The organism is Rickettsia endosymbiont of Nabis limbatus, assembly GCF_965196655.1.
Lineage (GTDB): Bacteria > Pseudomonadota > Alphaproteobacteria > Rickettsiales > Rickettsiaceae > Rickettsia.
The window spans coordinates 38,401-54,276 of sequence record NZ_OZ239771.1; the positions used below are offsets into that span (position 1 = coordinate 38,401).

The window sequence follows — 15,876 nt, forward strand, 5'->3', positions numbered from 1 at the left end:
CCTAATATATAAGATAAGATTATTTATTCTTAGTATTATACACCATGCAAGCACAGATAGTTAATAAAATTTTTGAGGTTTTTAGTAAGAATAACGAAAACCCAAAAACCGAGTTAGTTTATAAAAATGATTTTACCTTATTAGTAGCGGTAATATTATCAGCTCAAGCAACAGATGTGTCAGTAAATTTAGCCACTAAATCTTTGTTTGAAATTTATGATACACCGGAAAAAATTTTAGGGCTTGGTGAAGAGGGTTTAAAAAAAAACATAAAATCTATTGGGTTATTTAATAGCAAAGCAAAAAATGTTATTGCCTTATGTCAAATATTAATAAGCAATTATAACAGCAAAGTACCGAATAACTTTGAGGAGTTAGTTAAATTGCCTGGTGTTGGAAGAAAAACCGCAAATGTTGTGTTAAACTGTTTATTTGGCTTACCAACAATGGCAGTTGATACGCATGTATTTAGAGTAGCGAAGAGAATAGGGTTTGCTAAAGGTAATACTCCTGAAGTAGTGGAAAAAGAGCTACTGCAAATTATTGATGGAAAATGGCTAAGCCATGCTCATCATTGGTTAATTCTGCACGGCAGATATATATGCAAAGCAAGAAAGCCCGACTGTGATATCTGCCCTATCAGAGAATATTGTGAGTATTATAAATTAACGACTAGATGACGCCTATGATTTAACTAAATCTATTATTTTTTGGAAAACCCATAGGTGGTAATTTACCGGTGCTGCCTCGTTTGCCTAAAAATGCAATAATATTCTTCTCAAGTTTCACTTTCCCGTTACTATTCCAGCTTAAGCCATCTTCCCTATTAAATATTTTAATATCTAAAAGCTTTGCATTTTTAAACTTTTGCAGCGTTACGCCTTGTCCCTTTTTCATTTCAGGTATTTCGTCGAGATTAAACACCAAAAGCTTACGACTTTCACCAATGCAAGCAACACTATCACCATTAACTAGCAAACAAGCTATACATGTATGACCGCTTGGCACATTCATAATTTGCTTACCTGTTTTTGTTTGAGCCATTACCTCGTTTGAATTAACAACAAACCCTTTACCTATGCTACTTGCAAGTAATAAAAGTTGGTCAGATTTATAAACTAAAATCTCAGTAATATCATTATTGCCTATATCTACAAGTAGCTTTATAGACTCACCCGTACCTTTACCTTTAGAAATATTATCGGCAAGGAGGGTAAAAAATCTTCCCTCTGAGCTGATTATCAATATTTTATCGGTTGTGTAAGCTTCTAAGATAAACTTTTCTGCATCCCCCTCTTTATATTTAATACTTGATAAATCATTATTATGACCTTTTAGCGAACGCACCCATCCCATTTTTGAACATATAATGGTGATCGGTTCTTTAGTAATAAAAGCCGTTATGTCAACTACTTGATTCGTCAGTGTCACTTCTTCAAAACTAGTTCGTCTTGCCCCTATCGCAGTGTTTAAGCCAAATTTAGCCTGCACAGCTTTTATTTCTTTTTTGACGACTTTCCATAACTCTTTTGGATTATTTAAGATTTCCTCAAGTATTGCTTGTTGCTTTTGCAAATTACTATGTTCAGCTATAATTTCTTGCTCTTCAAGTTTACGAAGCGAACGTAGGCGAGTATTTAATATTGCCTCTACCTGAATTTCGGTTAGTTTAAACCGCTCAATCATTATCGCTTTTGGCTCATCCTCTTCACGGATAATTTTAATAATCTCATCAAGGTTTAGATAAGCTATTCTAAGTCCTTCTAGAATTTCTAAACGATGCTTTATTTTATTTAAAAGATAAGTCGATCTACGGGTAATAATATTTTGTCTATGGCTTAAGAACTCTTGCAGAACTTCTAAAATATTCATTACTTTCGGTACGTTATTACTACCGATGACATTCATATTTAGCTGAATTCGGCTCTCTAAATTCGTTAGCTTAAATAGAGACTCCATCACTATTTGCGGGTCGCAGCTACGATCTCTTGGCTCGATAACAAGCCTGATAATATCAGTTGACTCATCCCTGATATTACTAACAAGTGGTATTTTTTTATCCTTAAGTAATATCGCAATTTGCTCTATAAGCTTTGACTTCTGAACTTGATAAGGTATTTCGGTTACAACTATCTGATAAGTACCATAGCTTAGCTCTTCTTTTTCCCATCTAGCCCTTACCCTAAAGCTACCGCGTCCCGTCATATAGGCACTAGTGATAACATCAGTTTTATCAATAATTATACCGCCAGTCGGAAAATCAGGTCCTTTAATGAAATTCATCATGTCGCTAATTTCAGATTTTGGATGATCGATTAAATGCATTAAAGCATCGCAAAGCTCATGCAAATTATGCGGTGGGATATTAGTTGCCATACCGACCGCTATCCCCTCCGAGCCGTTAGCAAGCAGATTCGGAAAGCTTGCCGGCATTATGACCGGCTCTAAATCAGAATCGTCATATGTTGGGCGGAAATCTACCGTATCCTTGTCGATATCTTCCATAAGAAGCGTACATATTTCCGTCATACGTGATTCGGTGTAACGCATTGCTGCCGCATTATCGCCATCGATAGAGCCAAAATTACCCTGTCCGTCAATTAAAGGATAGCGGAGCGAAAAATGTTGAGCAAGACGCACTAAAGTATCATATACCGCAACGTCACCGTGTGGGTGATATTTACCAATTACGTCACCGACTACCCTTGCACATTTCTTATAGCCCAAATTCGGTTCAAGTCTTAGCTGCAACATTGCGTACAATAATCTGCGATGTACAGGCTTTAACCCATCACGTACGTCAGGAAGTGAACGTGACATAATCGTTGACAGTGCATAAGCAAGATAACGCTCAGATAAAGCACTACCAAAGTCAATATTTTCTATATTAGCTTCTTTCATAATTGTAACAATCTTTGCGGTGTCCTATTGTTAATATTTGAATAGTAATACCTTCGATCTGATAAATTACTCTATAATCACCTACTCTTAAAGAACGACAATTTTTAAAGTTATATCTTAAAGGTTTGCCAAACTTTACTGGATCAAGAAGTAGTTTTTCATCAATAGCAGACTTTATAATAATTCTGATAGGAGAAGAAAGTCTTGGAGCATCTTTAAATTTAACATGATCAGAATAAATAATATTATACATATTATTTCCAAAAATCTTCGTGCTTTATCCAATGTTTAGTTTCTTCCAATCTTTTATCTGCTAGTCTTGAAAAATACATATCTTCTTCTAGATCAAGACTATCCATAATAAGCTTTTTTGCTATTTTAGAAGAAGATAATTTATTAATTTTTGCCAAATTTGTAATGTCATCAAAAGTTTTTTCATCCAAAGAAACTAACAATCTTTTAGCTGTCATAAATTACCATAATTTGTGTGAACATTATTAAACATAGTATCACATTTGATACATTTATTCAATTTCAATTTTGTATTATTATTTCAACACACAGCTTTGCTTATTCTGTGCCAGTTTCTTACAGACTGCTTTCGCTTGACTCAGATTATCATAATTACCGGCTAATATTAAATAGAAAAATTTTCCATCGTCACATTTAACTTTTTGAGTAGTAATAACAGCATTTTTTAGAATTTTTGGAAATTTCTTTTTTATTCTCTCACCTTCATTTATTGCATCTGCTTCCGATTTTACTGAACCAAGCTGCACTTTATAACTATTAAGGTTATTATAACTTTTTATATTTTTATTGCTATCTGTACTTTCTTTATCACGTTTTATTATATTTAAATCTGTCTCATCTTTTTGTGAAGCATTATTTGGTTCTATTAAAGAAAGCAGATTTGATATGTCATCCGAAGAATCTATATCAAAAGGGTCATCATTTTGATTGCGTGAATTTATATTAACAGGCTTTTCAGGTTCAGGAAGAAGTTTTGCATTTTTAAGGTTGGTATTTTTAGAAATAAGGTTGTCATATATAGTACTATGCACCGCAGACGACATAATATCTTCTGCTTTAGAGGGTTTTATTTTTGTAGGTAGTTCGTCTGCATAAATAGTAATTACTGGCTTACTATCTTGGTAATATTGATAAGCAAAATAAATAGCAGCAACGCTTATTAAAACTCCTAGACATATTTTAGTAAAAATATTATTGATCATAATTATTTGCAGAAGTCAAGATTTGATCTTACAGACACTATAAAAATTATATCTGAATATCTGATAAATTATGACTGTCAGATGAGTATTCAAGATATAAGATTTCATTGTTCTTTTCAATAGCTAATTTCTTACTATCCTTAAAAGTTTGCATAGGCGTTTTACCATAACAATATTTTCCTGAATGTGGTCGCTCATTATTGAAATGCTCTAACCAAATATCAAGATCTAATTGTAAATCATCAAGATCAGTGTAGATCTTTTTCCGCATAGCTGTATCAAAGAATTCTTGTTTCATAGTTTTATTAAAACGTTCACACATACCATTTGTTTGAGGAGAATATGCTTTAGTAATAGTATGTTCTATACCTTCGATACTTAGAAATAATTCAAAAGCATGATGCTCTATATTTCCCTTATATTCTGACCCACAATCTGTCAGAATACGAAGTATTGGTATGCCTTGAGTTTCATACCATGGTAACACGCGGTCATTAAGCATATCAGCAGCAGTTAAAGCTGTTTTATCAGTATATAGTTTAGCATCAGCTACTCTGCTATAGCTATCAATAAATACCTGAGAATAAACCTTACCTATACCCTTAAAATTTCCTACATAATATGTATCTTGGCATCCTAGATAACCTGAATGCTGTGTCTCAATCTCGCCATGGGCTTCTTTTTCGCTACGTCGTTTCTCTAGTACTTGTAACTGAGATTCAGTAAGTACAATACCATCCTGAGCCATCCTTGCTTCTAATGCTTTAAGCCTTTTATTGATATTGTTTAAATCATTACGTAACCAAATTGATCTCACTCCTCCAGGTGATACAAGTATACCGCTCTTCTTAAGCTCATTTGATACTCGAATCTGTCCATATGCTGGATATTCTATTGCCATATCCATTACTGCCTTCTCTATCGCTGGATCAACTCTATTCGCTATTATTGGCTTCTTCCGGCTAATCTCATACAACGCTTCTTCACCACCAGTTTCATACAGTTCTTTAAATCTGTAATAACTATCTCTGCTATATCACATCGCTTTACATGCTGATGATATGCTACCAAGACTCTTAGCGAGTTCTAGTAATCCTAATTTTGGCTTTATTATTTTGGGGTCGTTGAAAGATAATTTTTGATAGTAAAATAAGAGGAAAGGAGGTAATAAATATTTTAAAAAAGAAATTCTGTTTAATATAGAGATAAATGTTATTCAATAGTGTAGTAATTTAATAGAGATTTGTTTACAGAGTTAGAATTTTTATTAATAAATTTCTTTAAGCCATTAAAGTTGTTAAAACCACTAATCGTTTTAAATTAAAACATATGGCATTCATAAATTCGGAGAATTGATTTTTGGCAATTCCTATATATCTAACCCGCTTATTATCTTTTGAAAATACCATCTCGAAAGGTGCTCTGATTTTCGTATAATATTTATCAAGGTCAAAATTCTTATCTTTCATATTATTTTTCTTTATTGCACAAAGATGGACTCCCTTTTTAGCTGCTGCATTCTTGGTAGAGATTGTACAATAACCTTTATCAACATATGTAGCACCAGAACTTGGCATAACATGCTTAAAACCTTTGCTATCGGTAACATTTGCAGGGGTAACTGCAACCTTATTGATCATGCCTGATTGAATATCAACACTCACATGTTTTTTATAACCATACCAAAATTTATTCCCTCCCTTACAGCCAATTTTGGCTTGTTTATCCTTTGCAACCTTAGGCAAAGTCTCATTATTCAATTTATCATATTTTTGTGCTCTTAGTTTATCACGTTCCTCCCAGAGATTAGCTTTTGAGATTAAATGAGAAGCATCTACAAAGGTAAATACTTCACCCATATAGCCTTGTACTCGTAGTTGATCGCGGAATTTTGTAAATATTTTTGATAGTAAATTAGTACCTATTTTTTTACGTATTTTACTAAATACACTATAATCAGGTGTCTTTTCTGTAAGAGCAAAATTACAAAACCATTTCGCCGCTGTGCTATCAGCTAAATAACGTTCTAATTCCCGATCAGATAAGTCTTCCATAAATTGTAGCAGCAAACATTTAAACAGCCTCTCTATACCATATCCTTTATAATTAGCTTCGCATTCTAATGCTAATAACTCAGCTTCAACTGCTTTGAATTTGAATAAACTTTTGAATTTACGATATTGATGATCCGCATTTACTAACTCATCTAAACTTACCATTAGCATTTGATACTCTGACATATAAACATATTTTTTATTTTTTTATTATACCTGCTACCCTCTCATCTCGCAACAGTCCCTAAATATATCTCATTTTTAATAATTATATATTATTAGTATCCTTTAGTAACTGCTCTACCTTTAAGGCATTGTCAAATCCGTGGTCGTAATGAAATCTTATATCAGGTGAATATTTCATATTTATCTTGCTTGTTACGAAATTTCTGATAGCACTTTTGGAATTATTTAGGCTTTCGGTAATCTCTTGAGGCGTTAGTTTAGTGTTAAAAGGTAGAAAATAGCAGTTGGCTATTTTTAAATCAGCGGTAACTATAATTTTTGTTATTGTAAGAGGACAATCGTAAAGTCTAGGATCAAGCATTTTACCACGATGTAAAATCTCAATTAATGCTTCATTTATTATACTTGCTACTTTTTGCTGTCTATGAGAGTTTTCTGAGGTTAATTTTTTCATGGCTATTATAATATATAGTTCTGCAATATAATAGCAGGCTTTTGCTAAACAACCAAGCCCCAAAAATTTTGAAAATTTTGTTCTAAAAAAACCAGCAAATAAGGAAATAAAACTTCCCCAAAAAGGAAACGCCATTAGAAGAAGTATAAATAGCTCATATTTACAAAAAAGTTGTGTTAAATTTTTATGTCTCAAAATATTCTGTTCATTTTTAGAAGAGTAGAAAATATTTAAAGCACATTTACCAAAAATATAATTAACTATATTACCACCAAGAGAAGCACAAGTAGCTACTACAAACATTATAGAGTAACTATAGTTACCAAACACTTTCATAGAATGAAAAATTAATTCTCGTTGAAAACCGATGATTAAGTTTGAGACAAAACTATCAACAAATAATAAACTAAATGCTTCAAATCGTTCCATAAATACTGTAATGTATAAAACTAAATAAATATATTTAACACTAAATAAAAGCAATCAGCAATGAAAAAACAAATTATCTATCCTGATTTTATAGCACGTATTTTTTCTACGGCACTTGATTTATCGTTATTTGCTTTCATAGCAATCCCAATTCTACAATTTTGTTTCTTTTATCTAATGATTTTTTTCTACAATGATTATTTCCAGAGCTATAATATTGACTTACATAATCAAAGCGAGGTGCTTCAATCTGTTATGAGCCAAGAATTTTATGAATATCTTAAAGCAGGAAATTTTAATAAATATATTTTATTTAATGTTTCAATTTTACTAATTAATTTAACAGTGATAGGTTCATATTTTATAGGTTTTTGGTATTATAAAGGAGCGACGATTGGTAAAATATTTATGCGTATGAGAATAGTAGACGCAAGCGACTTTAACCGTCCGACCCTTAAACAGTTAATTAAACGATTCCTTGGATATATGACATTTCCAGTCGGTATTTTCTTTATACTTTTCTCTTCTCAGAAACAAGCATTACATGATAAAATAGCTGGAACTATCGTAATAAAGGCTTAATATGAACGATAATAATGAGATAGACCAGTTAATTTACCTATTTTCTAAGCTTCCTGGGCTTGGCAGTAGATCAGCAAGACGTATAGTATTATATTTATTGCAAGACAAGGATGTAAGACTAAAAACCCTTATCAATAATCTTATAGAAATAGATAAGAAAATAGTAAAATGTCAGGTTTGCAGTAATATGGATACTGAAAATATTTGCGGCATTTGTACATCTGAGTATCGAGATAAATCAGTTATCGCAATCGTTGAAACTGTTGCTGAATTATGGGCAATGGAGCGTAGTGGTAATTTCAAAGGGCTATACCATGTGCTTGGTCATAATTTATCAGCAGCTAGCAGACAAAACCCCAGTATTTTGAGGTTACCAGAACTACTTGACAGGTGCTTTAAAGAAAATATTAAAGAAGTGATTATCGCAACTAACTCTACTTTAGAGGGACAAACTACTGCTTATTTTATTACGGAATATCTAAAAGACCATCCTGCAAAAATCTCTCGCCTTGCTAGCGGCATACCTATCGGTGGTGAACTCGACTATTTAGACGAGGGAACTCTGTCTGCTGCTATTAACCTAAGGCAACCTTTTGAGTAGGTTAAAAAGCTTCATGAAATTCTAAATTATGCTCTCCAGCAAATTTCATTACATCTTTATGATTACCAAAATGATCAAAATTTATTAATAATTCACCGTGGGGATTAGTATATAATTTGTTTGTATATAGACGATTATCGCCATTAATTTTGATTTCAACAGCATTTTCCTTAAGAAATTTAACTCCATTATTTCCATGCTGTTTGTAAATTATACCTTTTTCTAACGCATTGATAAATTCATTATATTGAGTACTATCGCATTTTATATCTGTGCTAATTATTCCATAACAATCAAGTCCTTTATATTTACCTAAAGAAATAGCATCGTTTTTATTAATCTCTCTTTCTTTAATTACCCATTTGCTAATATTAACTATTTGTATTAATGATACTCCTCGCAGCAGAGCTACGAGGTATCTATCCAAAAAGTTTTAACTGTTTTTGTTGAAATGCTTTATAAGAAGGTTTGCCTGAACCTTGATTTTTTACATAATTACGTAATTTCCGCTCATCACCATGTTTACATACTGTGCTCATAAAATATCCTTTACTCCAAAACTCACTTCCCCATAATTTTTCTTTAAGATTTGGATATTTCTTAAACATTTCCTTAGATGTAATACTTTTTATGATTTGAGTTATTTTTGTTGGGCTATACATTGGTATTGACTGTAGTAAAAAATGTACATGATCTTTATCTACTCCTATTTCCAAAAATCTAATTTCATAACGAGCTTCTATGTCCTCACAAATTTTACATAAATAATCGTCTAGTTCCTCTTTGAATATTACTCTTCTATACTTTGCCGGTGTTACTAAATGATATATTAGTACTGTGACATTATCACTTTTATGTATATAACTGCTTTCTTCCATGCATCTAGTATATCACGAAGCAGACCTTCGGGGAATTAAACACTAAGAGATTAACTTTGAAGAAACACTGTTATTTGACTTACCAATTTTTGATTCTACAGATATTACTGAGGATTATAAATTATCAGGACAATTATGATTTAATTTAATTGAAGCGTAAGAATAAAAAATAATATAGTTCGTCATTGCAAGTAGAAGCAAAACTAAATTATGCATTTTACTAAGTTCTATAGACATTCCTAAGATATTTTAGGCAAAAATTAAATCTTTTTAGAAATGTCCACAGAGCCTAAATTTCTTTGCCAATTATTATATAACCTTTTCACAATGATAAGAATTTTACTTCATATTTCTCAAATGGTCTTCTAATTTTCTGAGCTTTCTTCCTGAATTTTCTACTGGTTTCTGGTATTTCGGCATTTTAGCATTTTCTCTATATTTATTAATTCGATCAATTTGAGTATTTACTTCATCAGTAATAGCCTGCTTTCTTTCTTCTATATTATTAAGCACCGATGCACTATATTCATAATTTTTAGCATTGATATTAAAGTTACTAACTGCTTCTTCAATCCTTTTATCTAGAGAAGGCTCTGTCTTACTATCAAAAGATTCTATTGGTTTCTCTCTTTCATATTGTGCTATTAAAGCTGGCATTTCCTCAAGCTTAATATCATCTCTTTTGAAATGATCTTTAATCTCTTTATAAGTTCTGTCGATATTTTCTTGAGCTTTTTCATGCATAATATCGTAATGCTCTTGACGACGAGTATATCGATCTTGATCTATAAATTCTGCATGTTTTTGATGAGCATTATCTATCATAGTCCGCATTTGATCATCTGTAGCTTTTTCTTGCATAAATCTATCACCCATTATCACTGGATCACTTCCTTCAGATAATCTATCACGCACTTCATGAATAAGCTTTCTTTGACCTAATTCCTGATAATATTCTACATCACTTGGTCTCTTTAATCTTGCTAAATATTCAGGCGATAATATATCTTCTTGAACAGCAAGCGTTTCTTTATTAATCTGCATTTGAAGCTCTTTAACTTCTCGTGCTCTTTCGTCATCTTTTAGACTTTCACTATAAGTTCTAAGCTGTGGATCGTTATAATCAAAGTCATGCCATTCAGCACTAGTTAAATTACCCTCATATTTATCACGTAAATCTTTACCAACTATTGCAGTAAGAGCTTCTCTTTTTAATCCTGTATAGCCAGCATATATTTTCTCACCTATAGCTACACGTTTTTGTTCTTTTAATTCACGTTTAGTTTTTACGCGATTTTCCATTTCTTGCCAGCTTCTAAGTACTCCTATATTTTTACCAAATAATCCGACTCCTCGTCCTGACATTTCTTTGTGGGCATATTTATAAGCGTCTTGATAATCTCTAGTAAAGCTTGCATCACTTGCAAGCTCACGTAGGCTTTTTGCTGATTTACCTTTCTCACCTAAATCGGATTTCATGAATTTATCAAGCTCTAGTTTTTGTTCACTAGTTAAAGAGCTATAATTTTTTGCACCATATTTATTTTTGGCAAATTCATCTCGAAGCCGTGCAAAATTCATAGTTGCTAGTTTCCTTACATCCAAATCTCCACCTTTCGGTAAAAATGCCTTATTATCTAGCAATTTAGAAATGCCGTTTTTATAATCTGCTCCGGCTTCCATATTAACATCTTTATAATCTATACCATATTTTCTTTTAACTTCATTTTGCACTGCTTTGTTAGCCGAAGAACTGAGGGCTTTATTTTCAAGCCTACCCATCATCAGATCTTGATATTTTTCAGCAAAAAACATACTCGTTTGCTCTTGTATTCGGTTTATCGGCTTACTAATAACTCCTGTTGCATAATTTATCGGTCTATTAACCTGTTTCATAATAGAATTGTAAGATTGCTGGTTAACCGCTTGCATCTCTGTTAAATTACCCGAAGTACCAGCAATAAAACTAGCCGTTGATATAGCAGTCTCATTAAATTTACTAAGCAAATAAATAGAAACAAATATTAATAACAAGCCATCAAGTTGGACGAATTTACCATTTATAAAGTTACTAATTCTATTTGCATCTTTAACTAAATCTAAAAACGGTAATTGAATATAACGTTTATCTATACATTGATATGCTAAACACTTAGTATCATCAGATTTGGTATAATCCTCAGGGACTAATATATTTGCTTGAGTAAAATTATCAATTCCCCCTTTCATTGGTACTGGAAACCACCAATAAAATATTGAATTACCAATACTTGAATCTAAATCTTCTGTAAAACTACCAAAAATTTGATTTATAGGTCCTAAATCAGGAAAATCTTTCTTACATACAGCAAAACCAAGTGTTGAATATACTTCGGTCCTGATAATCATAGAAATAAAAGCAATACCGACAAATAAAATTATAGGTTGTATAGCATATGATATTAATTGCCTTAACCAATTTTCAAATAATGATCTAGTTATATTAAATAACATAAAACAAATAAATATCGGTGCCATTGTTATAATCATACCAATGGTTATTAAAGCTGTTAGATAGATAATTGTAGCCTTGAATATAAGTAAGAAAATAAAATATAAAGCTATTAAATAGAGTATAATGTAAATGAATCCAAGAGGATCTACAAATAATAGAGAAAATAATTTAGATAACGTTTGAGGAGAAATAAGCAATCCTAGTAAACTTTGAGAGCCAGGACCTGTAGCAGAAGCTTCATTGATTATTTGCAGTATCTGCTCTACCCCTTCAACAAAAAATACAAATAAATAATCATGGAAAAATGTCCAAGCTTTACTTGTACTTAACAATATTGAAACTACACTGACTTTTAGTATTCTAACTACCAGCTCAACATGAGTCATGTTTATGTTTCCTATTAAAAAGGAAAATCCAGTAAACATTATATAAAGGGTTAAAAGAGCTGAAATACTCAATCTATAGCCAGGTGTTTCAATTATTTGCTGATAAGTTTGCCTTATAATTCCAGGGTCTTTATCACTAGTACCAAATAACTCGTTCTTTATTAAATTTGTTAAAAACTGTAGCGGATCAGGTCTTGTATCACTAACTCCGGATTTTATGACTACCCTATATTGTCCACTATTATCATCATAAAACTTGTCTAAAATTTTAAAATATAGAGAAGATTGAGCATAATTTGAAGCTTGATCGCAAGGTAGGGTAGTACAACCATATTGGTAATTTATACCACCGGCTTGTAAAAACTTTCCAGTACTACTAATACTATAAAATTCATAATTTTGGTTTGTAACTGGTTCGCCTAAATGCTGCGTTATACCTTTTGGACTACGCTGTGAATCTGGCGACATATTAGGATTAGAACCTTTATCAGCAATTAAAAAATAAAGCCCTACTCCGTTTGTAAGTATACAAGGAGCATTATTAATAGGTGCATCTCTTGGCGTAGGAGTTGGACACATCTTACCGTCAGTAAATTGACATGGTCGCAGTCTAACACAAAACTCAGCTAAGGTAGTAAAATTATTCTGCTGCCCATACCATGGACACCATGCTGATAATATTCCCGAAGTATTTCTATCCCCAGACATATAATCCCAAGGTCTTACCATAACAGTTAAAGGATAACCATTTACCCTATAAGCACTATCCCGCCATGGTGCTACCTGATCTCCCTCTTGTCTTGAAGTAACTTCAGATGGATCATATCTAGAAGAAATATTAAATTTTATAAAACCAAAATCATCCGGATCGATACAAGTATCCCCGCTGCACCCCGACAGTGCTAATAACGATATTAATAATGTAATAAAAATATTTCTGTTCATTTATTTAATTTTTACTTTTTTACTGTCATACTGCGGCTTGTCCACAATATGACATTTAACAATGACATTAATCCTTCTCTTCTTTTGTCTGCTCAGGTTTCACATCATTACGATTTTGAAAAAACTTACCTGTATGCTCCCCACCACCTTGCGGCTTTCTAGCTTCATAATTCTGATCAATTACCTTATCTTTAAAAACACGTGCTGGAGCAAGAGCAGCTTTTTTAATCTGGGCTGTCACCGCACCTATATCTTTCATAATGGAATCTGTAGAGTTAGCACGTGGTTGATAATTACCTTCTATTCGTGCAGGAGTAACTTGCGTTAACATTCCAACAACTATGGTTACAAAACTTACTAGACCATATGACATTAGACAATATGAATAAAATAATAAAGCTGTAGTGAATAATACTAAAAATGTATTAGTGTCATTCGTTAAAATGTTAGCACTAGTAATATCTGGAACTTGCGGAACGAAAAAAGGTATTCCTGGTAAAAATGGTAAAGTGAAAGAGAAATTTAATGGAATACCAAGATTCGATAAATCAAGCCCTATTTTGATTGGGATGAGCGTATCCCAACAAGCTCTAACAATTACTTTTAATAGTTGTTCTGATAAAATTTGATCTATTAATAAAAAGAAAATTAATAATATTGTTGGCTGCACTACATAGCTAAATAAAATCGATATCCAATTATCAAACATAGTTTTTGTTTTTTCAAACAACATTAATATTATAAAAAATGGTGCTAATGAAATCATAACTGTCAAGCCTATAAAGGCTATAACATAACCTATAATCACCTCGAGTATTGCTCTAAAATAGGTGATAAGCGAGTAGATGGTTATAATAGCAATAAATGCTAAGCCATTATGTATTTGTAATAGCTGAATAAACAGTAAACCCCAAATCCTACCATTAGTATATTTATCAAATATAGGATCAATAAAACCAAAAATATTAGATTTAGAGCTTGTAGCACCTACAACATTCGTTGCAAAGAAATCTATGCCATTAATAAATGCACTAAAGAAATTGTTATTAAAGAAATTCCAACTTTCAGGTCTAAGCAAAATAGCTACTATAGTTATTTTAAATATACGAGTTACTACTTCTACAGCAGTTAATTTCAAAGCCCCCAAAACAAACATTAAACCAAATATAGTAACGTAAAGCGTTAATGCGGTTTTAGCTATATTTTGTATTGCAGAATTTGCAACTAATTTAAAATAAAAATCCTCGCTATATTTTCTAAATTTATCTGTAATAGGTTTAATTGCAGCATTATAAACTATATTTGAAAACCAAGTTGTACCAGTATAATTAGCGTAATCTACACTAATTGTTCCCTGTATATTACTATTAGGAGTTTTTACTCTTAACCATAAATATCCATCTTGTGGTGCATCTCCTGAAAAATCATAACCGACGCTAGTGCCAGGAGTAGATGAACTAGGTAATGTACTATCAGCTGTTATTAAATACTCTAAAGTTATATTTTGTTGATCACCAGGGCTAATAGTGTTTGTGCCGTTACCTATCTCAACAATCATTGCATAACGGCCAAAATATAAAAAATTAGTTGCCCAATTACCTTTAGTTATATAAGTTGCAAAATCATTATAATTAGAAAAATTTCTACTCCAATCACTCATTGAAAAAGAATTATTAAACATACCGGCAGACTGCCAATCACTACTAAAATCCATAGCACCACCACTAGTTGCTTGATAATACATAAAACCATTCTGGGTATTATCATTATTAACAAAGCTTTGATCACGATTTTTAATAACTTGTCCACCTATTTTAATAACCATTCCTCTACCTTGATCATAATAACAAGCAGGGCTAGCATTTAAATTAGAATTAGCAGGGCAAGAGTTAATTATGCTCATAAAATTTTGTAATGCTCTTACAGCCATTGGCTTACCAACTAATGCACCATTACTAACATTAGTATATTTTGTAGCCGAACCTGTACCAGTACATAAAGTTGCTCTTTGAGCATCTATAATATTACAAACTTGCTCTGCACTTGAGTAAATTATCCTATTTTCAAAATTACCTAGATTACTTTCAGTATAAAGAGCAGAAGCAGCAAATACAGAACTATCGAGTTCTTTAGCTAGTATATTATCTAAGGTACTTGGAGTTTTTGGTGTACTTGGATTAAAAAAATCATCTTTATCAGCTAGGCTAATATTTACTATATCACCGGCATTAACCTGGATTTTTGGATTACCATTAGCATAATTGAAGTAGTTAACATAATTATTCATTTTAGTAAATGATAATGCATCAAGGTTTTTATCAGGAGGTATAACACCATCATTTGCTGTACTAAAACCTGGGAATCCTACAACTTCAAATTGTGAGTTTTTATAATTATAAGTTTTTATAAAGACTTGCGGAACACTAAACCTTGGATCAATTCTATATAATACTAAATATTTTCGGGGCTCTGGGGTAAGACCTGCAGTAGACCACTTAATCTTAAGCAGCTTACCTTTTTCAACTGTATTACCTGTTGATTGCCAATTTCCAGCAGTCGATAAACTAATACCTATTTTACCCTCTTGGAAACTTGTAAATTTAGGTACTTCTAAACAACCAAATATATTTTTAAGACCGCTAAGTCCACTTGACATCCAAGCAAAATCATCACCTTTGGCAGGCGATGCCACAAACAAAACTAATAAAATTAAACTCTTAATAATTTTCAT

General features: G+C 32.0%; 13 protein-coding genes and 2 pseudogenes. 3 read left to right on the plus strand and 12 right to left on the minus strand.

Going from position 1 to position 15,876, the window contains the following annotated elements; genetic code table 11:
- Nucleotides 1–44 precede the first annotated feature (44 nt).
- On the plus strand, nt 45–680 hold the full coding sequence (gene nth / locus ACOAL3_RS00235; protein ID WP_395476773.1) for an endonuclease III: 636 nt from the start codon (nt 45–47) through the stop codon (nt 678–680).
- Between the two features lie 10 nt (nt 681–690).
- Here the strand turns inward: nth and parC are convergent, their stop codons facing one another.
- The 8 genes and pseudogenes from parC to ACOAL3_RS00275 form a co-directional block, all read right to left on the minus strand.
- The gene (gene parC / locus ACOAL3_RS00240; RefSeq protein WP_419235079.1) at nt 691–2,901 is read right to left on the minus strand and encodes a DNA topoisomerase IV subunit A; all 2,211 of its coding nucleotides are present in this window, start codon (nt 2,899–2,901) and stop codon (nt 691–693) included.
- Nucleotides 2,888–3,154: a type II toxin-antitoxin system RelE family toxin gene (locus ACOAL3_RS00245; RefSeq protein ID WP_395476771.1), complete on the minus strand. Its 267-nt coding sequence runs from the start codon at nt 3,152–3,154 to the stop codon at nt 2,888–2,890. Before ACOAL3_RS00245 ends, parC begins: the two co-directional genes overlap by 14 nt.
- A 1-nt stretch (nt 3,155) precedes the next feature.
- Nucleotides 3,156–3,344, minus strand: a complete 189-nt coding sequence (locus ACOAL3_RS00250) for a YlcI/YnfO family protein (protein WP_419235080.1) — start codon at nt 3,342–3,344, stop codon at nt 3,156–3,158.
- 105 nt (nt 3,345–3,449) lie between these two features.
- On the minus strand, nt 3,450–4,136 hold the full coding sequence (locus ACOAL3_RS00255; protein ID WP_395476769.1) for an SPOR domain-containing protein: 687 nt from the start codon (nt 4,134–4,136) through the stop codon (nt 3,450–3,452).
- A 46-nt stretch (nt 4,137–4,182) separates the two neighbouring features.
- Nucleotides 4,183–5,250, minus strand: a pseudogene (locus ACOAL3_RS00260) (IS481 family transposase).
- A 166-nt stretch (nt 5,251–5,416) separates the two neighbouring features.
- The gene (locus ACOAL3_RS00265; RefSeq protein WP_419234543.1) at nt 5,417–6,376 is read right to left on the minus strand and encodes a transposase; all 960 of its coding nucleotides are present in this window, start codon (nt 6,374–6,376) and stop codon (nt 5,417–5,419) included.
- A gap of 82 nt (nt 6,377–6,458) precedes the next feature.
- The gene (gene rbfA / locus ACOAL3_RS00270; protein ID WP_419235661.1) at nt 6,459–6,830 is read right to left on the minus strand and encodes a 30S ribosome-binding factor RbfA; all 372 of its coding nucleotides are present in this window, start codon (nt 6,828–6,830) and stop codon (nt 6,459–6,461) included.
- A 9-nt stretch (nt 6,831–6,839) separates the two neighbouring features.
- A pseudogene (locus tag ACOAL3_RS00275) lies at nt 6,840–7,259 on the minus strand (YqaA family protein); the annotation flags it as partial.
- Between the two features lie 60 nt (nt 7,260–7,319).
- Between ACOAL3_RS00275 and ACOAL3_RS00280 the strand changes: the two are divergent.
- Nucleotides 7,320–7,841, plus strand: coding sequence for an RDD family protein (locus ACOAL3_RS00280; RefSeq protein ID WP_395476720.1), 522 nt, complete (start codon nt 7,320–7,322; stop codon nt 7,839–7,841).
- 1 nt (nt 7,842) lies between these two features.
- The gene (gene recR, locus ACOAL3_RS00285; RefSeq protein WP_395476721.1) at nt 7,843–8,442 is read left to right on the plus strand and encodes a recombination mediator RecR; all 600 of its coding nucleotides are present in this window, start codon (nt 7,843–7,845) and stop codon (nt 8,440–8,442) included.
- Between the two features lies 1 nt (nt 8,443).
- Here recR and ACOAL3_RS00290 read toward each other — a convergent pair whose 3' ends face one another.
- The 4 genes from ACOAL3_RS00290 to ACOAL3_RS00305 form a co-directional block, all read right to left on the minus strand.
- Nucleotides 8,444–8,869 carry a hypothetical protein gene (locus tag ACOAL3_RS00290; protein ID WP_419235081.1) on the minus strand — a complete coding sequence of 142 codons (426 nt, stop codon included), beginning with the start codon at nt 8,867–8,869 and terminating at the stop codon, nt 8,444–8,446.
- Nucleotides 8,862–9,320 (minus strand): IS200/IS605 family transposase, encoded by a 459-nt coding sequence (tnpA, locus tag ACOAL3_RS00295; RefSeq protein ID WP_419234805.1) that lies wholly within the window; start codon nt 9,318–9,320, stop codon nt 8,862–8,864. Before tnpA ends, ACOAL3_RS00290 begins: the two co-directional genes overlap by 8 nt.
- Nucleotides 9,321–9,659: 339 nt before the next feature.
- The gene (locus ACOAL3_RS00300; RefSeq protein ID WP_419235082.1) at nt 9,660–13,145 is read right to left on the minus strand and encodes a type IV secretion system protein; all 3,486 of its coding nucleotides are present in this window, start codon (nt 13,143–13,145) and stop codon (nt 9,660–9,662) included.
- Nucleotides 13,146–13,212: 67 nt separating this feature from the next.
- Nucleotides 13,213–15,876, minus strand: coding sequence for a TrbL/VirB6 family protein (locus tag ACOAL3_RS00305; protein WP_419235083.1), 2,664 nt, complete (start codon nt 15,874–15,876; stop codon nt 13,213–13,215).